Raw genomic sequence first — 21,677 nt, forward strand, 5'->3', positions numbered from 1 at the left:
GCCCACCCGCCCTGATTCACCAGCCCACCCGCCCGCCCGAGAAGGGATGTACCCGGCGTGACCCGTCGCCCGGTCGACCACACCCACGCCCCCGTCGTGGGCTACACCGACCGCCTCTCGGCCCGGCCGGGGGAGCGGATCACCGTGCACGCCAGCTCCACGGAGCCGGACGTGCGGGTGCGGCTGCTGCTGATCGACCACGACGGCACCGCGCCCGTCCGGGTGCCGGTCGCCGCCGACCTGCCGGAGCGGATCACCGTGCCGCACCGCGACCTGGACCACGGGTCCTACGGCGAGGTGGCCGACCCGCCCGCGTTCGCCGGGGCGACCACGTTCGCGGTGTGGGTGTGGCCGACCCGTCCCGGCCAGGGCCGGGAGGGCCTGCTCACCCAGGCGGGCGTTGCCGAGCTCGGCCTGGACGAGCGGGGCAGGCCGGAGTTCGTCGCGCACACCGACGACGGCGCGGTCACCGTGACCGCCTCCGCGCCGGTGTACGCCCGCCGCTGGTACCTGCTCACCGGCTCGTACTCCGAGCGCGGCGCCCGGCTGGAGGTACGCCCCGGCGACCCGCTGGCCGAGGAGAAGGCGTCCACGGTCGTGGTCGCGCCGCCGCGCGGCACCCTGGGCACCGCCGACACCTCGCTGGTGTTCGCCGCCCGCCGGGTCGACGGCGTGATCGTGGACAACCACGACGGCAAGCTCAGCGCCCCCTGCCTGTTCGACCGCGCGCTGGACGCCGCCCAGGTGGCCGAGCTGGCCGCGGACACCACCGGCGCCTGGCACCGCGGTGCCGCCGCGCAGTGGGACCTGGCCCAGGACATCGGCGGCGACCAGCTGCTCGACCTGGTCGACGGCAGGCACGGCACGCTGCACAACGGACCGCTGCGCGGCGTCACCGCGCACGACTGGTCCGGCGACGTGCTGGACTGGCGGTTCGCCGACACCGGCTACGGCGCCGTGCACTTCCACGCCAGTGACCTGCACGACGCGGGCTGGGACCCGGTGCTGTCCGTCGACCTGCCCGACGACCTGCCCACCGGCTGCTACGCCGTCGAGCTGGCCTCGGCCGCGGGCGTCGACCGGCTGCCGTTCTTCGTGCGCCCCGCCGAGGGCGCCACCAAGGCCCCGCTGGCGTTCCTGGTGCCGACGCTGAGCTACCTCGCGTACGCGCTGGAACACGTGTACATGCCGTTCCTGCCAGAGGACCCGGCCGAGGTCGCCGCCCCGTTCGCCCGCGCCAACCAGCTGCACAGCCTCTACGACCGGCACAGCGACGGCAGCGGCGCGGCCACCGCGTCCCTGCACCGCCCGCTGCTTGGCATGCGCGACGACCACGTCTTCCGGCACGCGAGCGGCCCGCACCAGTACAGCGAGGACCTGCACCTGGTCGGCTGGCTGGGCCGCCAGGGCATCCACTTCGACATCATCACCGACCACGACCTGCACCGCGAGGGCGCGGCGGCCCTGGCGGGCTACCGGGGCGTGTTCACCGGCAGCCACCCCGAGTACTGGACCGGCACCATGCTCGACGCGGTCACCGGGCACCTGCACGGCGGCGGCGCGCTCGCCTACCTCGGCGGCAACGGCGCCTACTGGGTGACCGCCGTGCACCCGCGCAAGCCGCACATCGCCGAGCTGCGCCGCGGCTACGCGGGCGTGCGCATGTGGGAGAGCGAGCCCGGCGAGCTGACCCTGGCCTGCACCGGCGAGCCCGGCGGACTGTGGTCCGAGCGCGGCCGCTCGCCGCACCGCCTGTTCGGCATCGGCACCACCGCCGCGGGCCTGACCACCGGCGGCCCGTACGACATCCTCGCCAAGACCGGCGACGCCGAGATCGACGCCCTGCTGCAGGGCATCGACCGGGGCGAGCCGCTCGGCGCGTTCGGCGCCCTGCTCGGCGGCGCGTCCTCGTTCGAGACCGACGGGATCAACCCGCTGCTGGGCAGCCCGCCCGGTATCCGGCTGATCGGTCGGGCCCTGCTCGGCGAGGCCTACATGTCGGCCGACACCGGCCCGACCACGCCGCACCCCCTGTCCGACCCGGTGGACCACCGCCGGTCTGATCTGACCCTTCTGGACACCCCCGGCGGCGGCACCGTGTTCGCCGTCGGGTCGATCGGCTGGTGTGCGGCGCTGTCGCACCGCGGGGATGCCAACGACGTGTCCCGGCTCACCGCGGCCGTCCTGCGCTCGTTCAGCTCCGATCGGTATGGAAAGGAGCGCTAGATGCCACTGCACCCCGAGGCGCGGGCCGTCATCGCGGCCACCGACGCCGCAGGCGGTCTGATCCCCGAGGGCGTCCCGGCCGCGGAGATGCGGGCCACCTTCGCCGCGAGCTGGACCATGCCGGACAACCTGGAGCCGGTCGGCCGCGTCCACGAACGCACCATCCCCGGCCCGGCAGGCGAGCTGGTCGTGCGGGTGTACGAGCCGACCGGCGAGGGCCCGTTCCCTGGCCTGGTCTGGTTCCACGGCGGCGGTTGGGTCATCGGCTCGCTGGTCGAGAACGAGGCCGCCTGCCGCACCCTGTGCCGCGAGGCGGAGACCGTGGTGGTGTCGGTGGACTACCGGCTGGCCCCGGAGCACCCGTTCCCGGCCGCCGCCGACGACGCCTACGCCGCGATCACCTGGGTGCAGGAGCATGGCGCCGAGCTGGGCATCGACACCGAGCGGGTGGCCGTGGCGGGGGAGAGCGCCGGCGCGAACCTGGCCGCGGTCGGCTGTCTGATGATCAAGGACCGGGGTGGTCGGCAGCCGCTGCTGCAGGTCATGGCCTGTCCGGTGATCGCCCCACCGGACGACCGGCCGTCCTACCTGGACTTCGCCACCGGCCACTTCCTGACCAGGTCGAGCATGGAGTGGTTCTTCGAGCAGTACGCCAGGGACAAGTCCGACCTGGACAACCCGTACCTGAACCCGCTCGCCGCGCCCGACCTGTCCGACTTACCCCCGGCCCTGGTCATGACCGCCGAGTACGACGTCCTGCGCGACGAGGGCGAGGAGTACGCCCACCGGCTGATGGACGCCGGTGTCCCCACCGAACTGGTGCGCTACCACGGCCAGATCCACGGCTTCTTCGCCCTCCTGGTCGACCAGCTCAGCATCTCCGGCATCGCCCACCAGCGCGCCGTCAACTCGCTGCGCAAGGCGTTCACCGCCGGACTGGAGCCCGCCGCCGACGCAGTGGACACGACCGGTCACTGACCGTCGCGATCATTGATCGCGCGGGAACGACCGTTGACCCGCAGCGCACTCCTGTGGTGCGCCGCGGGTGCTTTTCGTGCCGGTCCTATTGCCCGCTTCCGCGCGCCCCTCGTAAGTTCTCCTGGCTTACGTGGGCGAGGAGGGGACGATGGACCCGTCGATGGTGGCCTCCGCGGTGCGGATCGGGGCCGCCCTGGGCAGCAGTTCCGAGGTCGAGTGGGACGAGGTCTTCGACGCCCTGGTCGGCACCGTCCCGGACACCTGCGCCGCCCAGATCACCGGCTGGGACCCGGTGGCCCACCGCTTCGTCATCCTCGCCGAGCGCGGCTACAGCCGGTCCATCTCGCAGGACCTGGCCTACGAGCTGCCGCGCACCCGCTGGGGCGGCCAGCTGTTCGACTCGACCGTGCCGTTGCTGATGGACGACGCCCCGCACAACTTCCGGGATTCCCCGCACTACCAAGAGAACCTGCGCCCGGCGGGCCTGGAGGACGGTCTCTCGGCCGCCTTGCGGCTCGGCCCGCACCGGATCGTCGGCATGCTGCACCTCAACGCCTCGGTGGCGGGCTCCTTCGGCGAGCGGACCCGTACGTTCGTCAACGAGCTGGAGAAGGTGCTGGCCCGACGCGTCGACCCGATGCGCTCGCCCCGCTTCGAGGCCTGGTTCGGTCCGGAGTGGACGGCCAGCAGGCTGGTCCCCGGCGGCACGCCGTTGCCGTTGGGCGACCGGGATCCCTCCCCGTTGGTCGACGACCCGACGATCAACCTGCTGGGCGCGGCCTTCAACGAGCTGTCCGCGGGCATGGTCGCCTTCCTCTGGCCCGGCCCGGACGGCTGGTACCGGGTCCGGCTGCTGAAGATCACGGACGGCGTGCGCAGCGGGATCATCCTCGCCACCGCCCCGTACGCCAACGCCATGGGCCTCACCGCCCGCGAGGTGGACGTGGCCACCGGGATCGTCGCGGGCCTGAGCAACCAGGCGATCGCCGAGAGCCTCGTCGTCAGCCGCCGCACCGTGGAGACCTACGTGGAACGCCTGCTGGGCAAGCTCGACTGCCAGTCCAGGGGCGAGGCGGCGGGCGTGGCCGCGCGCGCGGGCATCATCCGCCCGCACCCCACCGGCGGCGTCGGCGACCTGCACCGGCTGACCCGGGGCGCCGACCCGCAGTGGCCGTGAACCCCGGGTTCGGGGCACTGGTCAGGAACCGCCGACTTCCCGCAACCGTCGCGACAGGAATCCCCGTTCCGCCTCGACCACGCTGAGGTCCAGCGCCCGCCGGTACTCGGCCGCGGCGCGCGGGAGATCCCCCAGCCTGCGCAGGAAGTCGCCGCGGGTCGAGTGGAAGTAGCGGTACCCGTCCAGGTCGAGCCCGTCCAACACGGCCAGGCCCGCCTCGGGCCCGGACAGCTCCGCCACCGCGACGGCCCGGTTCAGCTCCACCACCGGCGAGCCGGTCAACTCGCCCAGCCGCGCGTACAGCGTGGCGACCGCGCCCCAGTCGATCACCGGATCCGTCTGCGCCGCGGCGATCGCCGCCTGCACCGCGTAGACCCCGCGCGCTCCCCGCCGCAGCGCCGTGTCCAGCAACGCCCGGCCTTCCTCGATCTCCGCCGAGTCCCACAGCTCGCGGTCCTGTTCGTCGAGGGGCACGAACACGCCGTCCCGGACCCGCGCCCGCTTCCGCGAGTCGTGCAGCAGCATCAACGCCAGCAACGCGGCCGCCTCCGGGCCGTCCACCACCCCGCACAGCGTCCGCGCCAGGTGGATCGCCTCGGCGGAGAGCTCGACCCGCCCGTCCCCATAGCCCTGGTTGAAGATCAGGTAGAGCACGGCGAACACCCCGGGCAGCCGGGTGACGGGATCGGCCCCGGCCAGCCCTTCCACGCGGATCCGCGCCCGAGCCCGGGACAGCCGCCGCTTCATGGTCTCCTCGGCGACCAGGAACGCCCGCGCGACCTCGGCCGTGGACAGCCCGCCCAGCGACCGCAACGTCAACGCCACCTGCGACTCCACCGGCAGCACCGGGTGGCAGCACATCAGCATCAGGTCCAGCTGCTCGTACGGCACGACCTCCGCAGGCCGCCACGACCGGATTTTCTCCGCCAGCACCTTTTCCCGCCGCAGCCGGTCGACGGCCCGGTTCCGCCCGGTCACCACCAACCACCCGCGCGGGTTCTCCGGCACCCCTTCGCGTTCCCACCGCCCGGCCGCGATGGCGAATGCCTCCTGCGCCGCCTCCTCGGCGAGATCCGCGTTCCCGAGCGTTTTCGCCAACGACGCCAGCACCCGAGGCCACTCCGCCCGGAAAACGGCCTCGACATCCATCAGTGCGTCACCACCGCCCGGACCTCCACGCTGCCGCCGAGCCGCACGGCCGGGAACCGGCCCGCCAGCTCCAGCGCGGCCGCCAGGTCCGGCACGTCGACCAGGTAGAAACCGCCCAGGATCTCCTTGGTGTCGGCGAACGGCCCGTCGATGACGAGCCGTTCGCCGTCCCGCAGCCGCACCGTCGCGGCCGTGTCGGCCTGGGCCAGCCGTTCGGCCGACAGGACCCGCTCGTCGGCCAGGAACGCCACGTACTCCGCGGTGATCGCGGCCCGCTCCGCCGCGTCCAGGTCGGCATAGGCGCCGACCCGCTCGTTGATCAGCAGCGCGTACCGCAATTCCCTACCTCATTTCCGCAGGTACACCGACCGCACAGCCTGCCCCACCTGCTCGGCCCGCACCAGCTCCAGGTCGGGCGCCGCGTCGGCGAACAACCGCCGCCCCTGCCCGGCGACGCTGGGGAACACCAGCAGCCGGTACTCGTCCACCAGGTCCCGCAGCTGCTCGACGATCCCGACACTGCCCGCGATCACGATGTCCCGGGACTCTGCTTTCACCGCGTCGACCAGATCGCCCTTGACCTGCGCCGAGTTCACCCACCGGGTGATGTCCACGTCCGAACGGGACACCACCAGCTTGTCCATCCCGTTCATCCGCCGCGAGAAGTCGTCGTCCCGGCCCGGCCAGACGCCCGCGAACAACTCCCACGTGACCCGTCCGAGCAGCAGCACCCCGTCGTCCATCAGCGGCCCGAGCGCGAACTTGTCACCCGCCACCGAGTCGGGCCCGTGCCGGAACGCCCACCCGCCCCACGGCGTCCCACCCCGCCCATCCGGGTCCTCGACCACCCCGTCCACCGTCACGAACTCGATGACCACAACGCGCCCCATGGCGACTCCTTCCGACACCACGGAACGAACGGCCCGGACGATCGGGGACACCCGATTGATGTGTCCCCGATCACACCTGACGGGCTCTCGTCGGCCGCTACCGGCTAATCCGGTCCGCCGTCCCGTGCCCGCATCGTGCGGCGGGTGAAGTCGACCAGCCGGAATACCGCGCCGGTGGGCGCGCCCAGTATTCGTATCGGATTCTTCGAGTCCCGGACCCCGAATGTCGAAAGCTCCACGCACTTCCCGGACTCGCAGTGACTACCTTTCCGCCAACTGACGGATTCCGCGCCTGCCACCAATACCCCTCGTCCCGTTCTCGCCGATCGGAGCCATGCCAGCCGATTGTTCCGAACCCTTCCCGGCGACGAATCCGCTGCACGGGTGGCCGCATTTCCCGAAAGGGCTAGCCCGCGCGCGGCAAGGTGGACCCTCGCTACGCTTGGTAGCTCCTCGGTTTCGGTGTGTCCTATCGGTGGGGTGACGGCCCCGGAGGCGCACCGCCAGTACTCCACGCTGAGTGCGTGGTACTTTTCGCGGCACCCACTGCGGCCTGCAAACTGACGTGTGTCACGCTGCCGAGTGCCACACGTTCGGTGTGGGCAGCGGCACGGAAGGAGGACTCGACCTTGACTCTCACCCGGGATCCCTGGGTCGTCCGCAGGCTCGGCGGTCGTCGCCTCCGCGCGCTCCGCGAGGAGCTCGACCACACCCAGCAGGAGGTGGCGGCCGCGATGGAATGGTCGCTGTCCAAGGTGCTCCGGATCGAGGCCGGGACGCACGGCGTGTCGGTCACCGACGTGCGCGCCCTGCTCGGGCACTACGGGATCACCGACCCGACGCAGGTCGACCCGCACCTGGAAGCCGCCCGCGCGGGCCGCGGCATCCCCTGGTACGAGCCCTACCGCGACGTGCTGACCCCGTCCGTGCGCAAGGTCCTCGGCTACGAGTCGGCCTGTGCCCGGATCCGGCAGGTCAACCCCGTGCACATCCCCGGTCCATTGCAGACCGCGGGCTACGCGCGCGAGCAGCTCCGCCCGTACTTCAGCGACGCCCAGCTCGACCTGGCCGTCGAGGCCCGGGTCGAACGCAGACGGCGCCTGGTGGAGGACGGCGGTCCGGAGCTGACCGTGGTGATCGACGAGAGCGCCATCCGCCGGGTGGTCGGCGGCCGCGAGGTCATGCGCGAACAGCTGGAATCGCTGTTGGCGCGGGACGCGCGAGTCCGGATCCGGGTGATCCCGTTCGCCCGTGGCTGGCATTTCGGCCTGGAGGGCGCGTTCATCCTGCTCGACCTGGCGGACGACCCGCCGATGCCCAGGGAAACCGTGCTCTACCTGGAACAGGCCGACCGCGACTTCTTCGCGGGGGACGACACCGACCTGGTGAGCGATCACGAACGGAAGTGGCAACAGGTGCTGGAGCCTGCGCTGTCGGAAGCGGAAACGCGCGACCTCATCACCGAACAGCTGCGAATACTGGGGGAGTCGTGATCCGCGTCGTCGTCCGGAATCCTAGGTCAAACGGAGCATGGCCCCATGGGCGAGAGCACTGCCAACCCACCCACTCCTGATCCCGGTCCACCCGCCGAGAAGACAAAGCCGGCACGGGCACCGCAAGAGGCGGAGTACACCCCGAGAAGTGGTGTCCTCCAGCAGTACATCGACCTCGCTCGCGCCATGGTGGAGTCGAAGACCCGGAAGTCGTGGGTCGTTCTCCTCACGTTGCTCGTGCTAGCCCTCGCCGTGCCGGCGCTCGTCATCATCATGGCGCTCAAGGTCCCGGACAAGCTCGCCGGCGAGCCGTGGGCGCTCGCAGGCGTGACTGGGCTCGGTGGTGTGGCCACCACCGCGAAGCTGTACTGGAGTCGACGGCGCAAGTAGCGCCCGGTTGGCCGCCCACGCCAGCAGGAGCCGCGACCGCTGCCGCAGTGTCCCGGCGAACCAGCCTGCCCCGATGGCGACCGCCACCGCAACCACGAACGGGAGAAAGGACGACACGGGTGTCCCGGCGACCGCGTCCGCGGTGAGGATGCCGCTCGCCAGCGCGACGAACCCGGCGGCGATCCCGAAGACCAGGTGCCCGAGCACCACGGCCGGGCGCCTCGCGCTCATCACATCACGCATGGTCGTCAGCGCACACCAGTCTTGATCGGCATCGGGTCCCCCGCATCATGATCCATATCCGCCGCCCAGGCCACCCTGGTCGGCGAACTGGTCTGATTTCTGCCAAGCATAGCGGGCGGGCCCCAGCAAACGGGCCATGCTGTCGTCACCGGAACGGATGAAATCATCCCGGCGGCCGTGTGTGGACACGGCCGCCGGGACGGGTCACGCCACGAACTCGGTCAGCACCATGACCTTCGGCTCGGTCAGGTCGAGCATCGCCGACAGCACGCCCTCGCGCCCCACGCCGGAGTCCTTGACCCCGCCGTACGGCATCTGGTCGGCCCGGTAGGTCGGCACGTCGCCGATCACCACGCCGCCGACCTGCAGCTTCGCCGTCGCGTGCGCGGCGACCCGCAGGTCGTGGGTGAACACACCGGCCTGCAACCCGTACCGGGAGGTGTTCGCCGACGCGATCGCCTCGTCCACCGAGGTCACCTTCTGCACCACGATGACCGGCCCGAAGACCTCCTCGGTCACCACGGCACACGTCTCGGGCACGTCCGCCAGCACGACCGGCTCCAGCGTGTTGCCGTCGCCGCGGCCGCCGGTCAGCAGCGTCGCGCCGCGGGTGACCGCGTCGGTGACCCAGTCGGTGATGCGCCGCGCGGCGTCCCCGTTGATCAGCGGCCCGACGTGCGTGTCCTCGTCGGCCGGGTTACCGGTGCCGAGCGAGCGCACGTGCGAGACCAGCGCGGGCACGAACTTCTCGTAGACGTCCGCGTGCACGTAGACCCGCTGCACCGACACGCACGACTGCCCGGCCTGGTGCGTCCCGAACGTCGCGACGCGCTGCGCCGCGTCATCGATGTCGTGCCAGTCCGGGCACACGATGACCGGGGCGTTGCCACCCAGCTCAAGCAGCACGTGCTTGCGCGGGTTGGCGTCGTTGATCCGCCAGCCCACCGCGTCCGAGCCGGTGAACGAGATGACCGGCAGCCGCGGGTCCGGCGCCAGCTCGGCGATCTGTTCGTTGGTCATCGGCAGCACCGACCAGGAGCCCGCGGGCAGGTCGGTCTCGGCCAGCAGCTCGCCCAGCAGCAGCGCCGAGAGGGGAGTGGCGGGCGCGGGCTTGATGATGATCGGGCAGGCCGCGGCGATGGCCGGGGCCAGCTTGTGCGCGACCAGGTTCACCGGGAAGTTGAACGGGGTGATGCCCAGCACCGGCCCGCGCGGCACCTGCCGGACCAGCGCGACCCGGTTCTCCGCGCCCTGGTCGGTGTCCAGCCGCTGCACCGAGCCGGAGAATCGCCGGGCCTCCTCGGCACCCCACCGGAACGTACCGACCGCGCGCTGCACCTCGATCCGCGCCCAGCTGATCGGCTTGCCGGACTCGGCGGTGATCAGCGCCGCCACTTCCTCCAGCCGCTCCTCCAGCCGCCGCGACACATGGTCGAGCGCGTCCGCCCGCACATGCGCGGGCAGCGCCGCCACCTCGTCGCGGACGGCGACGGCCGCGGCCACCGCCTCCTCGATGTCGGCGGCGGTGGCGTTGCTGGTGACCCCGGCGACCGCGGCGTCATAGGGACTGCGCACGGTCACCGGGGAGTCCGAGGTGCGGGGCTTGCCCGCGACCCAGTACGGGATCGTCACTGGCCTACCTGTCCGTAGTGCATCCAGACACCCTTGATCTCGGTGTAGGCCTCGATCGCGTACGGGCCCATCTCGCGGCCGTGGCCGCTGGACTTGAACCCGCCCCACGGCGCGACGGCGTCCGGGATGCAGGGCATGTTCACGAACACGGCCCCGGCGCGGATGCCCTCGGTGAGCCGGTACGCGGTGCGCACGTCGTTGGTCCAGACCGCGGCACCCAGCCCGTAGGGGGAGTCGTTGACGCGGGCGAGCAGCTCGTCCTCGTCGTCGTAGTCGAGCACGGTCAGCACCGGCCCGAAGATCTCCTCGCGCACGATCGCCATGTCGTCGGCCACCCCGGCGAACACCGTCGGCCGGTAGAAGTTGCCCGCCGCCAGCTCGCCGTCGGCCCGCGACCCACCGGCCACCAGCTGCGCCCCCGCGTCCACGCCACCGCGCACGTACCGGTCGACGTGCGCCAGGTGCTCCGCGGTCACCAGCGGCCCCATCTGGGTGTCCTCGGCGAGACCGGGACCGAGCTTGAGCGCGTCCACGGCCTTGCCCAGCTTGGTGGCGAACTCGTCCACCCGGGACGAGTCGACGTAGAGCCGCGTGTAGGCGGCGCACACCTGACCGCTGTTGAGCAGACCGCCCATGACCGACCCGGCCACGGCAGCGTCGATGTCCGCGTCCCGCGCGATCACGGTCGGGGTCTTGCCACCCAGCTCCAGCGTGACCCGCTTCAGGTCGTGCGCCGACGCCGCCACGATGTCCTTGCCCACCGCGGTCGACCCGGTGAACGAGACCTTGTCGACCCCCGGGTGCCGCACGAGCGCCTTACCGGCCTCGGGCCCACCGGTGATCAGGTTGACCACACCCTTCGGCACCCCGGCCTGCTCACAGAGCCGCACCAGGTACGCCGCACTCAACGAGGTCTGCTCCGCAGGCTTCAACACCACGGTGTTCCCGCACGCCAACGCGGGCGCCAACTTCCACACCATGATCATCAACGGGAAGTTCCACGGCGCGATCAGCGCACACACACCCACCGGAACCCGCTGGTCGAACTGCAACGTCTCGGGGAACGAGACCCGCCGAACCGCCCCGTCGATCTTGGTGGTCCACCCGGCGAAGTACCGGAAATGCTCGATCGCCCCGGTGACACTGACCGCCTTGGCAATCCCCAGCGGCTGCCCCTGATCCCGAGTCTCAAGCGCCGCCAGTTCGTCCTGGTTCGCCTCCAACAGATCGGCGATCCGCCACAGAATGGTCGCCTTCTCGGTCGCGGGCACCTTCGCCCACCCATCGAGCGCCGCCCGCGCCGCCCCGACCGCAGCGTCGACCTCGGCCGCACCCGCGTCCACCAACGTGGCAATGGGCTCCCCGCTCGCCGGGTCGAGACTGGTGAACTCACCCGCACCGACCGGCCGAACCCACTCCCCGTCGATGTACAGACTCTCGGTGCGCATCGGCTCCCCTTCCTTGCCGCCACTGGACGAACGCGCAAGCAAGTGTCAGCCCCTCCCACCCCTCCGTGATTGCCTGTCAGCGCATGGCCATTGACCGGGCGTGCCCGACCGGGGACAGCCACCCGATGATCGGACCGATCATGGTCACTACAAGCAGTCACGAGGAGACGGACAGCACAAACACCCGACAACAGCCACACCGTACTGTCGCCGGGTTCCCGAGTCTCGTTGATCAGCGCGGGTCGACCGAGGAGGTCATCCGAAGCTCAGGCGACGTTCCGGTTCAACGAGGCAGCTTCGGCTCCACCAACGTGGCCAGCGTGTGCGCGGTCTCGCAGGCCTTGGCCTCGTCGACCCCGGTCGTCGCGACCACGGACACGGCGGACTTGGCCGTGACCTCCATGGTCACGGCGCAGTTCTTCGCGCCCAGTCCAGTGACCTGCACAGTGGTGCGGCCGCCGATGGGCGGGAGGTCCTTCAGGTCGTTGTAGTCGGGGATTTCCCGTACGCCGAAGTTCTCGAAGAAGGCCACATCGAAAAGGGTGGTGTAGTCGGTGCCGCGCAATTTCCATTGGCACCCTCGATACGAATTCGCCTTCACGGGCGCGCCGCTCTCCGAGAGGCCCAGTCGGGACCTGTCGGAATCGTTGAGCATCTTGCACGGATCGAGTCCGGCTAACGGGCTCTTCGGGGTCGTGGTCTTCGTCGTACGCGTCGATGTACCGGTGGTGCCCGCGCCGGTGGTGGGCTGCGGGTTCGGCTGTTCAGTGGGCGAACCGGGCGTGGAGGTCGAGCAAGCGGCCACGGCCGCGGTGAGGAGGACGGCGACGGTCGCACCAGTGATCACGCGCATGGTGTGTGTGGTGTCCTAGTGAGTCTTGAGCGAGTCGGCGGCGTCGCTGTCGGTGTGCTTGTAGTTCGCCATGGCGATCCGGATCGCGTCCTGCGCCTTGCCCAGGGACTCGCGCATCGCCATCATCTGCGTGACGAACCCCTGGCTGTCGGACGCCACCTGCACCATGAACGGTTTCAGGACCTCGGCGTTGTTGGTCGACCCCAGTCGCGGCTGCTGGGCGAGCAAACGCCACCCCGCCTGGTTCTCGTCGATCCAGTCGATCATGTTGCGGATGGCGGTGAGGAGGGCTTGACCACCCTGTTCGTTGACGGCGAAGCTGCCGCTCTGGGCAGCCTGCAGGAAGTCGGCCATGCCGGTGCCCACGGCTCCGGTGGGGCCGCGGCCTTCGTCGATGTACACGTCAACCTCCCCGAGTCCCCACCATCCTATCGGCGGGGTCGGCCGATGTCCGGGGATCCCGGGAACCCCCAGGTCGGGGGAGTGTCAGTCGGTGCGGTGGGTGGCGCTGCGCTGGCGGTACTCGCTGGGGCTGAGGCCGTACTCGGTCTTGAAGGCGCGGCTGAGGTACGAGGCGTCGACCAGGCCCCAGCGCGCGCCGATGGCGCCGATGGCCAGTTGCTGCTTGCTCGGGTCCGCCAGATCCTGCCCACACCTCTCCAACCGCCGCTGCCGGATCCAACCGGACACCGTCACGCCCGCGTCGCTGAAGAGTTTGTGCAGGTAGCGGGTGGAGATGTGGTGGGCGGCGGCGATCTCGGTCGGGCTCAGGGCCGGGTCGTTGAGGTGGGTCTCCACATAAGACTTGATCTTCACCAGCAAGGCCCCGCGAGAGGACTCCGCAGGTACGTTCGCGTAGTCGACCCGGTCGGCCAGCGCGGTGCCCAGCAGGTCGACCACGTTGCGTGCCAGTCGGACGCTCCCGTAGACCTGCGGGTCGTCCAGGTTCCGGGCCAGCTGCACCAGGATCGAGCTGACGATCCCGCTGACCCCGGACCCGCCGCTGAACCGCGTGGCGGTCAATTGCTCCACATGCCCCGACGGCAGGCACAGCATGTCGCGCGGGAACATCAGGACCAAAGTGGACGACACGTCGTCGAAGGCCAACGTGTAGGGCCGGGTCGTGTCGTAGATGGCGAAGTCGCCGGGGTCGAGCGCGGCCTGTCGCCCGTCCTGGGAGAGTCGGGCCGATCCGTGCAGCTGTAACCCCAGCTTGTACAGCTCCGGGTTCGCACGGGCGATGGCGCGTTGCGTACGACGTACCGTGTGAGCGTCCGCGGTGGCCTCGTACACCGCCACACTGCCCAGGTTCTGGCCGCGCAGGCGGCCACGGAACGCGGCCGTGCGCTCGCCCGGCGCGGCTTCCAACGGCACGAACGTCTGCGACACGGCCGACTCCCACAGGTCGAACTGCTGCGCCGCGGGCGCGCCCGCCGTCGTCACCGAGTACGTCAACGCCTGACCTCCTTGCCAGAGTGACACTGCGTGACTGGGAACACTGTTACCCGGGTCCCGCTCGCGTCAATAGCTCGCCCTGCACCGAGTCCTACCCGCAACGTTGTCGATGCGCTCCGGGTCAACCTCTGTGCACAGCCTGCCAATCAACTAACGTCCGGAGTGGGTACACCTGTTCCCATCGGCGGTGTTGGCCGCCGCCGGAGTCAGAATCATATGCGATCCGCTACATGATTCCCGAGGAGGAGGTCACCATGGGTGAGCTGGTCCTGGCCGCGAAGATCACGCACGTGCCGTCGATCTGGCTGTCCATCCAGCCTGGCAAGAACCACGGCATCCGCAGGCCCGCGGAGCTGGGGTTGGCCGAGGTGGGCAACCGGGCGCGGGAACGCGGCGCGGACACCTTCCTCGTCGCGGACTCGCACTGGATGAACAGCATGAGCTTCCACCTCAACGGCAAGGAGCGGCATCACGGCAGCTACGCCTCGCACGAGCTGCCGCACTTCATCCAGGACCTGGAGTACGACTACGAGGGTGCCCCCGACCTCGCCAGGCTGATCGGCGAGGAGATCAACGCCGGTGGGCAGAAGGCGCTGGTCCACGACGTCAAGGACCTGGGTCTGGAGTACGCCACCCTGGTCCCGATGCACTTCATGAACCGCCCCGAGAACACCGAGGGCGCCGCACCGATCGCGGTACTCCCGATCGGGTGCAATATCTACTCCACGATCGACGAGAACCGCCGCGTCGGCGAGGCGATGCTCCGGGCCATCAAGCGCTCGGACCGCAAGGTGGCGTTCCTGGCCAGCGGCTCGCTGTCGCACCAGTTCCCCACCAACGAGATCTCCTCGCAGTACCTGAACACGATCTCCAACCCGTTCAACGAGCAGGCCGACCGGATCGTGCTCGACCAGTGGCGCGAGGGCCGTATCGCGGACTTCCTGGAGACCCTGCCCACCTACAACGAGCGCTGCACCGGCGAGGCCGCCATGGCCGACACCGCGATGCTGTTCGGCCTGCTCGGCTGGAAGGACTACACCGGCAAGGGCGAGCAGCTCTGCGACTACTTCCCGAGCAGCGGCACCGGCCAGGTCATCGTCGACTTCCCGGTCCCGGCGTGAGCGCGCACCCGCTGGGCATCCAGCCGACCAAGATCATCGCGGTGCACCTGAACTACCGCAGCCGGGCCGCCGAGCGGGGCCGGTTCCCCGACGAGCCGTCCTACTTCCTCAAGCCGCCGTCCTCCCTGTCGGCCACCGGTCAGGACTTGATCCGACCCAAGGGCACCGTCCTCTCCGCGTTCGAGGGCGAGATCGCCATCGTCATCGGCAAGCAGGCGAAGAATGTGAAGCGCGCGGAGGCCTTGGACTACGTCAAGGGCGTCGCCGCGGCCAATGACTTCGGTGTGCACGATCTCCGCTACGCCGACCGCGGCTCCAACCTGCGCAGCAAGGGCTCCGACGGCTACACCCCCGTCGGCTCCGTCCTGGTCGACCCGCGCACCGCCGACCTGACCCTGCGCACCTGGGTCAACGGCGTGCTGGTCCAGGAGGCCAAGGTCGACGACCTGCTGTTCGACTTCGGCTACCTGATCGCGGACCTGTCCCGCACCATCACCCTGGAGCCGGGCGACGTCATCCTCTGCGGCACCCCCACCGGCGCCACCGTGGTCAACCCGGGCGATGTCGTCGAGGTCGCCGTGGGCGACGCCGAGCGGCTCGTCAACAAGGTCGTCGAGGCCGAGGACGAGCTGCCGAAGCCGGGCGCGCGCCCCCAGGTCACCACGACCGACAAGGCCATCGCCTACGGCAACGACGTCCCCGCCATCAAGCCGGAGACCGAGGCCGCCCTCAAGTCGGTGTCCACGGCCACGCTGTCCAGCCAGCTGCGCAAGCGCGGCCTGAACCACACCTTCCTGACCGGTCTCGCCCCCGCCCGCCCCGACCTGCGCATGGTCGGTCTCGCGCACACGCTGCGGTACCTGCCGCTGCGCGAGGACATGTTCGACGAGCGCGGCGGCGGCATGAACGCCCAGAAGCGCGCCGTGGAGGCGGTCGGCCCCGGCCAGATCCTGGTCATCGACTGCCGTGACGAGCACGGCGCGGGCACCATCGGCGACATCCTCGCGCTGCGGGCCGCGCGGCGTGGCGCCGTCGGCATCGTCACCGACGGCTGCCTGCGCGACAGCCCGTCGTTCGGCTCCCTGGAGATCCCCACCTACTCCGCGGGCGCGCACGCCGCCGTCCTCGGCCGCAAGCACGTGCCGTGGGAGATCGGCGTCGACATCGCCTGCGCGGGCGTGCTGGTCCGCCCCGGCGACGTGCTGGTCGGCGACGGCGAGGGCGTCATCCTGATCCCGCCCGCCATCGTGGACGAGGTCGCCGCCGACGCGGTGGAGATGGAGCGCCAGGAGAAGTTCATCCTCGCCCGCGTCGACGAGGGCGAGTCGGTCGACGGCCTGTACCCGATGGGTCCGCGCTGGAAGGCCGAGTACGCGAAGTGGGACGGCGAGTGACCACCGCGCCCGCGCTGGAGGGCCGGTCCAAGACCCAGTACGCCTACGAGACGCTCAAGCAGCGGATCGTGGACGGCTGGTACGGACCCGGCACCCGGCTGGTCTTCGACCGCATCGCCCGCGACCTGGGCGTCTCCGCCGTCCCGGTGCGCGAGGCGGTGCGGCGGCTGGAGGCCGAGGGCTGGGTGGTCTTCGAGCGCAACGTCGGCGCCCAGGTCGCGGGTGTCGACCCGGACCAGTACCGGCACGCGATGCACACGCTGGCGCTGCTGGAGGGCCACGCCATGGCCACCTCCCGGATCACGCCCGCGCTGCTGACCCGCGCGGTCAAGCTGAACGAGCGGATGCGCTCGACGCTGACCGAGTTCGACCCGCTGGGGTTCACCCGGCTGAACCGGGAGTTCCACCTGCTGCTGTGCGGCGGGTGCCCGAACCCGCACCTGCGGGACCTGATCACCCGCGAGTGGAACCTGCTGGACGTGCTGCGCCGCTCCACGTTCAGCCTGGTCCCCGGTCGGGCGCGCGAGTCGGTGGACGAGCACGACGAGCTCTTACGCCTGCTGCGCACCGGAGCCCCCGCCGCCGAAGTCGAGGCCTTCGCCCGTCAGCACAAGCTGAACACCGTGAACGCCGTGTCCACCGCCTCCCACAAGGCATAGACCTCAAGCCTGGAGAAGTAGATGAAGTTCCGTTCCACCCCCGCCGCGGTCAAGGGCTCGATCGCCCCGGTGGTCACCCCGTTCACCGCAGACGGCGCCGTGGACCTCGACGGCCTGCGCAACCTGGTGCGCTGGCAGCTCGACTCCGGCTCGCACGGCATCTCCATCGGCGGGTCGACCGGTGAGCCGAGCGCGCAGACCATCGCCGAGCGGATCGCCGCGATGAAGGCCGTCGCCGAGGTGATCGACGACCGCGTCCCGTTCCTGCCCGGCACCGGCTCCACCAAGCTGGACGAGACGCTGGAGCTGACCGCCGCGGCCAAGGACCTGGGCGCCGACATCGCCCTGGTCATCACCCCGTACTACAGCCGTCCGACCCAGGAGGGTCTGATCGCCTGGTACGGCACGGTCGCCAACGAGTTCCCCGACCTGCCGATCGTGGTCTACAACGTGCCCTCGCGCACCGCCCTGGACATCGCCCCCGACACCGTGGCCACCCTACGCCGCAAGCACGACAACATCGTGGGCATCAAGGAGACCACCAAGGACTTCGAGCACTTCTCGCACGTTCTGCACAAGTGCGGTCGGGACTTCCTGATGTGGTCGGGCATCGAGCTGCTGTGCCTGCCGCTGCTGGCCATCGGCGGCATCGGTTTCGTCTCCGCGCTGGCGAACATCGCCCCCGCGGCCGTCGCCCGGATGTACGAGCTGTACGTCTCCGGCGACCACGATGGCGCGATCGACCTGCACTACCAGCTCGCGCCGTTGGTGGAGCTGCTGTTCGTGGAGACCAACCCGGCGCCCGCGAAGCATGTCCTCAAGGACCTCGGTCTCATCGAGAGCGGGTTCGTCCGCGCGCCGCTGATCGAGCCCACCCCCAAGGGGCTGGAGCGGATCAACGCGCTGCGCGCGCAGGCCGAGCACCTGCTCGTCCGCCCCGCCAACTGACCTCCCGAACCGACCAAGGAGCTACCACCATGACGATCGACGTCCCCCGTCCGGCGGACCTGCCCAGCGACCTGCGGCACTTCATCGACGGCAAGCCCGCGTCCAGTGTGGACGGTGCGACCTTCCCGGTCGCCGACCCGGTGACCAACGAGGTCTACGGCCGGGTGGCCGCCGGTGACGCCGCGGACATCGACCTGGCCGTGGCCGCCGCCAAGCGCGCGTTCACCGACGGCCCGTGGCCGCGGCTGAGCGCCCGCGAGCGCGCCAAGATCCTGAACAAGATCGCCGACGGCATCGAGGTGCGCGCCGAGCGGCTGGCCGAGCTGGAGACCTTCGACACCGGTCTGCCGATCACCCAGGCCCGCGGCCAGGCGCACCGCGCCGCCGAGAACTTCCGCTACTTCGCCGATGTCATCGTGGCCATCCACGAGGAGTCCTACATCGTCGGCGACGCGCAGGTGAACTACTCGATCCGCCAGCCCGCGGGCGTGGCCGGTCTGATCACCCCGTGGAACACCCCGTTCATGCTGGAGACCTGGAAGCTCGCGCCGAGCCTCGCCTCCGGCTGCACGGTCGTGCTCAAGCCCGCCGAGTGGTCGCCGCTGTCGGCGAGCCTGCTGCCGGAGATCATGACCGAGGCCGGCGTGCCGGACGGTGTGTTCAACCTCGTGCACGGCATCGGCGAGCAGGCGGGCGCCGCGCTCGTCGCGCACCCGGACGTGCCGCGCATCTCGTTCACCGGCGAGAGCGGCACCGGCCAGATCATCATGCGCACCTCCGCGGACAACCTGAAGGAGGTGTCGATGGAGCTGGGCGGCAAGTCGCCGTGCGTGGTCTTCGCCGACGCCGACTTCGACCGCGCGGTCGACTCGGCCGTGTTCGGCGTGTTCTCCCTCAACGGCGAGCGCTGCACCGCCAGCTCGCGCGTGCTCGTCCAGCGCGAGATCTACGACCGGTTCGTGGAGGCCCTCGCGGCCCGCGCGAACGCGGTGAAGGTCGGCATGCCCGCCGACCCGACCACCGAGGTCGGCGCGCTCATCCACCCCGAGCACTACGAGCGGGTCATGGAGTACGTGGAGATCGGCAAGCGCGAGTCCCGCCTGGTCGCGGGCGGCGCGCGCCCCGAGGGCCTGTCGACGGGCAACTTCCTGCAGCCGACCGTCTTCGCGGACGTCCGCTCGGACGCCCGGATCTTCCAGGAGGAGATCTTCGGCCCGGTCGTCGGCGTGACGCCGTTCGACACCGAGGAGGAGGCCATCGAGCTGGCCAACGCCACCAAGTACGGCCTCGCGGGCTACGTCTGGACCAGCGACATCAAGCGCGGCCACCGGGTGGCGCGCGCCGTGCAGTCGGGCATGGTCTGGATCAACTCGCACAACGTGCGCGACCTGCGTACCCCGTTCGGCGGCATCAAGGCCAGCGGTGTGGGCCAGGAGGGCGGCGTGCACAGCATCGACTTCTACAGCGACGTGCGTGCCATCCACGTGGCCGTCGGCGACCTGCACGTGCCGCAGTTCGGCAAGTCGGGCAAGTAGGGGCCTGCCCCGGTAAGCCGGGTCTGACCAGGTGAACCGGCCCCGTTCGCGGGGCCGGTTCACCTGTTCGCGGGGCGTTGCTTCAAGGTCAAGACACTGGTTGCCCGACGGCGAACATTCGTTGTTCGGCTGCGCACTAGTGGCCCCGGGCGTGGCGGAAACCACCCCGTGGGCAATTAGCGTGCCCGGTCATGGGCAGCATGGACGGCAAGGTGGCACTCGTCACCGGCGCGGGCTCCGCGGTCGGGGCCGCGATCGCGGCGTGCCTGGACGCCGAGGGCGCCACGGTGGCGGTGCTGGACGGGGACTCCACGGCGGCGGAGCTGGCCTCGCGCGTGCTCCGGCGCGGGATGGTCGTGCGGGCCGACGTGTCCGACCCCGTGCAGGTCGACGCCGCGGTGTCGGCGGTGGTCGACCACTTCGGGCGGCTGGACGTGCTGGTGAACAACGCGGGCGGCTGGGACTGCGGACCGGCCGCCGCCGGGTCCACAATGGACATCTCGGACGAGCAGTGGCACTCGGCGCTGGGCGTCCGGCTGGACGGCGCGTTCTACGGCACCCGGGCCGCGCTGCGGTGCATGAAGGGGCAGGGCAGCGGGGTGATCGTGACCGTCGCCGCGGACTGCGGGCACCTGGCCCACCACGGCACGGTGGCGGGCGCGATGCGCGGCTTCACCGCCGCGGTCGCCAAGGACGTGGCCCCGCTCGGCATCCGGGTGGGCGCGGTGGCCCCGGACTGCGCCGACTTCCTGGTGCCGGACGACATCGCCGCCGCCGTGTTCGGGCTGGTCGGTCCGGGCGGCGCGCACCTGAGTGGACAGACGATCACAACGAGAGGACAGGGCGCATGAGGTTCGCGGACACGGTGGCGCTGATCACCGGGGCGGGCACGGGTATCGGCGCGGCCACGGCCCGCCGGATCGTGGCGGAGGGCGGCAAGGTGGTGCTCTCCGGCCGCCGCGAGGCGCCGCTGAAGGAGGTCGCGGCGTCGCTTGGCGAGTCCGCGCTGGTCGTTCCCGCCGACGCGGGCGACTCGGCGGCGATGAAGGCGGTCGTGGCCAAGACGCTGGCGACGTTCGGCAGGCTGGACGTGGTGGTCGCGAACGCGGGCGGCCACGGCCTGGGCACGGCGCTGGACACCGACGACGCGGGCTGGCAGCAGGCCGTGCACACCAACCTGACCAGCGCGTTCATCACGATCCGGGAGGCGCTGCCCGCGCTGACCGAGCGCGGTGGCTCGGTGGTGCTGGTGTCGTCGCTGGCGGGTCTGTTCGCGGGTCCGGCGGTGGCGGGCTACGTGACGACCAAGCACGCGCTGATCGGCCTGACCCGCTCGATCGCACGCGACTACGGCAAGCACGGCGTCCGGGCGAACGCGGTGTGCCCGGGTTGGGTGCGCACGCCGATGGCCGACGAGCAGATGGACGAGCTGGGCAAGGTCAAGGACGTGGACCGCGACGGCGCCTACCGGATCGTCACCGAGAACGTGCCGCTCGGCCGCCCGGCCGAGTCGGAGGAGGTCGCCGCGGTGATCACCTTCCTGGCCTCGAAGGACGCCTCGATCGTGAGCGGCGCGGTCGTCACGGCCGACGCGGGCTCCAGCGCCGTCGACCTGCCGACCATCGCGTTCGACTGAGATCCCGCTACCCTGACCGCATGGCGACGTGGCGTGATCTGGCCCAGTACGTGCGGGAAGAGTACGACGTCATCTCCGAGGGAGAGGACGAGATCCGGGTCCTGTTCAACTTCGAGATGCACAACGAGGACGACGAGCGCACGCAGGTCGTCATCGTGGCGCGGGAGATCCTGGACGCGAAGCACGAGTGGGTGCAGATTGCCTCGCCGGTGGGACTGGCGGACAAGGTCGACCTGAAGGCGCTGCTGGCGGAGATCGGGAACTCGTCGATCGCCTGCGGTGCGGCGATCATGGGTGAGCATGTGGTGCTCCGACACTCACTTCCACTGAAGGACCTGGACATCCACGAGTTCACGGATCCGCTGGAGTTGTTGGCGGGCACGGCGGACCAGATCGAGGAGATGTTCTTCGGCGGGGATCAATACTGATGAAGGGGGAGGCCACGGCCTC

The 21,677-nt window shown here is 70.6% G+C and carries 22 protein-coding genes; 12 read left to right on the plus strand and 10 right to left on the minus strand.

From position 1 onward, the window contains the following. Positions 1-57 precede the first annotated feature (57 nt). The 3 genes from C503_RS0106910 to C503_RS0106920 all read left to right on the plus strand — a co-directional run bounded on the left by C503_RS0106910 (position 58) and on the right by C503_RS0106920 (position 4,381). Positions 58-2,226, plus strand: a complete 2,169-nt coding sequence (locus C503_RS0106910; RefSeq protein WP_018681455.1) for a N,N-dimethylformamidase beta subunit family domain-containing protein — start codon at positions 58-60, stop codon at positions 2,224-2,226. Next, positions 2,227-3,204, plus strand: coding sequence for an alpha/beta hydrolase (locus tag C503_RS0106915; protein WP_018681456.1), 978 nt, complete (start codon positions 2,227-2,229; stop codon positions 3,202-3,204). A 148-nt stretch (positions 3,205-3,352) separates the two neighbouring features. After that, positions 3,353-4,381, plus strand: coding sequence for a helix-turn-helix domain-containing protein (locus C503_RS0106920; RefSeq protein ID WP_018681457.1), 1,029 nt, complete (start codon positions 3,353-3,355; stop codon positions 4,379-4,381). A gap of 21 nt (positions 4,382-4,402) precedes the next feature. Here C503_RS0106920 and C503_RS0106925 read toward each other — a convergent pair whose 3' ends face one another. From C503_RS0106925 to C503_RS48825, 4 genes are all read right to left on the minus strand, one after another. Then, positions 4,403-5,530, minus strand: coding sequence for an RNA polymerase sigma factor (locus tag C503_RS0106925; RefSeq protein ID WP_018681458.1), 1,128 nt, complete (start codon positions 5,528-5,530; stop codon positions 4,403-4,405). Beyond that, entirely contained in the window at positions 5,530-5,868 is a 339-nt protein-coding gene (locus tag C503_RS0106930; RefSeq protein ID WP_018681459.1) for a YciI family protein, read from the minus strand. The genes C503_RS0106925 and C503_RS0106930 overlap by 1 nt, the downstream gene beginning before the upstream one ends. A 9-nt stretch (positions 5,869-5,877) precedes the next feature. Continuing rightward, on the minus strand, positions 5,878-6,420 hold the full coding sequence (locus tag C503_RS0106935; protein ID WP_018681460.1) for a dihydrofolate reductase family protein: 543 nt from the start codon (positions 6,418-6,420) through the stop codon (positions 5,878-5,880). A gap of 104 nt (positions 6,421-6,524) precedes the next feature. After that, positions 6,525-7,130, minus strand: coding sequence for a DUF397 domain-containing protein (locus C503_RS48825; RefSeq protein ID WP_425393507.1), 606 nt, complete (start codon positions 7,128-7,130; stop codon positions 6,525-6,527). Here C503_RS48825 and C503_RS0106940 point away from each other — a divergent pair. Beyond that, positions 7,050-7,913 carry a helix-turn-helix domain-containing protein gene (locus C503_RS0106940; RefSeq protein WP_018681461.1) on the plus strand — a complete coding sequence of 288 codons (864 nt, stop codon included), beginning with the start codon at positions 7,050-7,052 and terminating at the stop codon, positions 7,911-7,913. The genes C503_RS48825 and C503_RS0106940 overlap by 81 nt on opposite strands. 240 nt (positions 7,914-8,153) lie before the next feature. On the opposite strand, the gene C503_RS0106945 is transcribed toward C503_RS0106940, so the two are convergent. From C503_RS0106945 to C503_RS0106975, 6 genes are all read right to left on the minus strand, one after another. Next, complete coding sequence (locus C503_RS0106945) at positions 8,154-8,534, minus strand: hypothetical protein (RefSeq protein WP_156893040.1); 381 nt, start codon at positions 8,532-8,534, stop codon at positions 8,154-8,156. Positions 8,535-8,750: 216 nt separating this feature from the next. Beyond that, positions 8,751-10,178 carry an aldehyde dehydrogenase family protein gene (locus C503_RS0106950; protein ID WP_018681463.1) on the minus strand — a complete coding sequence of 476 codons (1,428 nt, stop codon included), beginning with the start codon at positions 10,176-10,178 and terminating at the stop codon, positions 8,751-8,753. Next, positions 10,175-11,626: an aldehyde dehydrogenase family protein gene (locus C503_RS0106955; RefSeq protein ID WP_018681464.1), complete on the minus strand. Its 1,452-nt coding sequence runs from the start codon at positions 11,624-11,626 to the stop codon at positions 10,175-10,177. Before C503_RS0106955 ends, C503_RS0106950 begins: the two co-directional genes overlap by 4 nt. A gap of 283 nt (positions 11,627-11,909) precedes the next feature. Continuing rightward, on the minus strand, positions 11,910-12,479 hold the full coding sequence (locus C503_RS44360; protein ID WP_084476846.1) for a DUF3558 domain-containing protein: 570 nt from the start codon (positions 12,477-12,479) through the stop codon (positions 11,910-11,912). Positions 12,480-12,494: 15 nt separating this feature from the next. After that, the gene (locus C503_RS0106970) at positions 12,495-12,881 is read right to left on the minus strand and encodes a hypothetical protein (RefSeq protein WP_018681467.1); all 387 of its coding nucleotides are present in this window, start codon (positions 12,879-12,881) and stop codon (positions 12,495-12,497) included. 84 nt (positions 12,882-12,965) lie between these two features. Then, the gene (locus tag C503_RS0106975) at positions 12,966-13,934 is read right to left on the minus strand and encodes an AraC-like ligand-binding domain-containing protein (protein ID WP_018681468.1); all 969 of its coding nucleotides are present in this window, start codon (positions 13,932-13,934) and stop codon (positions 12,966-12,968) included. 254 nt (positions 13,935-14,188) lie between these two features. Here C503_RS0106975 and hpaD point away from each other — a divergent pair, with 254 nt between their 5' ends. From hpaD to C503_RS0107015, 8 genes are all read left to right on the plus strand, one after another. Further along, positions 14,189-15,055, plus strand: coding sequence for a 3,4-dihydroxyphenylacetate 2,3-dioxygenase (gene hpaD / locus C503_RS0106980; RefSeq protein ID WP_026316037.1), 867 nt, complete (start codon positions 14,189-14,191; stop codon positions 15,053-15,055). Next, positions 15,052-16,449, plus strand: coding sequence for a fumarylacetoacetate hydrolase family protein (locus tag C503_RS0106985; RefSeq protein ID WP_018681470.1), 1,398 nt, complete (start codon positions 15,052-15,054; stop codon positions 16,447-16,449). Before hpaD ends, C503_RS0106985 begins: the two co-directional genes overlap by 4 nt. Continuing rightward, on the plus strand, positions 16,446-17,108 hold the full coding sequence (locus C503_RS0106990; protein WP_018681471.1) for a GntR family transcriptional regulator: 663 nt from the start codon (positions 16,446-16,448) through the stop codon (positions 17,106-17,108). The genes C503_RS0106985 and C503_RS0106990 overlap by 4 nt, the downstream gene beginning before the upstream one ends. 21 nt (positions 17,109-17,129) lie before the next feature. After that, the gene (gene dapA / locus C503_RS0106995) at positions 17,130-18,056 is read left to right on the plus strand and encodes a 4-hydroxy-tetrahydrodipicolinate synthase (RefSeq protein WP_018681472.1); all 927 of its coding nucleotides are present in this window, start codon (positions 17,130-17,132) and stop codon (positions 18,054-18,056) included. A gap of 29 nt (positions 18,057-18,085) precedes the next feature. Beyond that, positions 18,086-19,591, plus strand: coding sequence for a 5-carboxymethyl-2-hydroxymuconate semialdehyde dehydrogenase (hpaE, locus tag C503_RS0107000; RefSeq protein WP_018681473.1), 1,506 nt, complete (start codon positions 18,086-18,088; stop codon positions 19,589-19,591). Positions 19,592-19,782: 191 nt separating this feature from the next. Further along, positions 19,783-20,442 carry an SDR family NAD(P)-dependent oxidoreductase gene (locus C503_RS38360; RefSeq protein ID WP_018681474.1) on the plus strand — a complete coding sequence of 220 codons (660 nt, stop codon included), beginning with the start codon at positions 19,783-19,785 and terminating at the stop codon, positions 20,440-20,442. Next, on the plus strand, positions 20,439-21,227 hold the full coding sequence (locus tag C503_RS0107010) for an SDR family NAD(P)-dependent oxidoreductase (RefSeq protein ID WP_018681475.1): 789 nt from the start codon (positions 20,439-20,441) through the stop codon (positions 21,225-21,227). The genes C503_RS38360 and C503_RS0107010 overlap by 4 nt, the downstream gene beginning before the upstream one ends. A gap of 20 nt (positions 21,228-21,247) precedes the next feature. Then, positions 21,248-21,655, plus strand: coding sequence for a type III secretion system chaperone family protein (locus tag C503_RS0107015; RefSeq protein WP_018681476.1), 408 nt, complete (start codon positions 21,248-21,250; stop codon positions 21,653-21,655). The last annotated feature ends 22 nt before the right edge of the window (positions 21,656-21,677 follow it).

This window comes from Actinokineospora enzanensis DSM 44649, from assembly GCF_000374445.1.
Classification (GTDB): Bacteria; Actinomycetota; Actinomycetes; order Mycobacteriales; family Pseudonocardiaceae; genus Actinokineospora; species Actinokineospora enzanensis.

What these genes read in the sequence shown, in the direction of transcription:
- C503_RS0106915 (WP_018681456.1), top strand. Translation starts at nt 2,227, where the DNA reads ATGCCACTGCACCCCGAGGCGCGGGCCGTCATCGCGGCCACCGACGCC.
- C503_RS0106920 (WP_018681457.1), top strand. Translation starts at nt 3,353, where the DNA reads ATGGACCCGTCGATGGTGGCCTCCGCGGTGCGGATCGGGGCCGCCCTG.
- C503_RS0106925 (WP_018681458.1), bottom strand. Translation starts at nt 5,530, where the DNA reads ATGGATGTCGAGGCCGTTTTCCGGGCGGAGTGGCCTCGGGTGCTGGCG.
- C503_RS0106935 (WP_018681460.1), bottom strand. Translation starts at nt 6,420, where the DNA reads ATGGGGCGCGTTGTGGTCATCGAGTTCGTGACGGTGGACGGGGTGGTC.
- C503_RS0106945 (WP_156893040.1), bottom strand. Translation starts at nt 8,534, where the DNA reads ATGAGCGCGAGGCGCCCGGCCGTGGTGCTCGGGCACCTGGTCTTCGGG.
- C503_RS0106955 (WP_018681464.1), bottom strand. Translation starts at nt 11,626, where the DNA reads ATGCGCACCGAGAGTCTGTACATCGACGGGGAGTGGGTTCGGCCGGTC.
- C503_RS44360 (WP_084476846.1), bottom strand. Translation starts at nt 12,479, where the DNA reads ATGCGCGTGATCACTGGTGCGACCGTCGCCGTCCTCCTCACCGCGGCC.
- hpaD (WP_026316037.1), top strand. Translation starts at nt 14,189, where the DNA reads ATGGGTGAGCTGGTCCTGGCCGCGAAGATCACGCACGTGCCGTCGATC.
- dapA (WP_018681472.1), top strand. Translation starts at nt 17,130, where the DNA reads ATGAAGTTCCGTTCCACCCCCGCCGCGGTCAAGGGCTCGATCGCCCCG.
- hpaE (WP_018681473.1), top strand. Translation starts at nt 18,086, where the DNA reads ATGACGATCGACGTCCCCCGTCCGGCGGACCTGCCCAGCGACCTGCGG.
- C503_RS38360 (WP_018681474.1), top strand. Translation starts at nt 19,783, where the DNA reads ATGGGCAGCATGGACGGCAAGGTGGCACTCGTCACCGGCGCGGGCTCC.
- C503_RS0107010 (WP_018681475.1), top strand. Translation starts at nt 20,439, where the DNA reads ATGAGGTTCGCGGACACGGTGGCGCTGATCACCGGGGCGGGCACGGGT.
- C503_RS0107015 (WP_018681476.1), top strand. Translation starts at nt 21,248, where the DNA reads ATGGCGACGTGGCGTGATCTGGCCCAGTACGTGCGGGAAGAGTACGAC.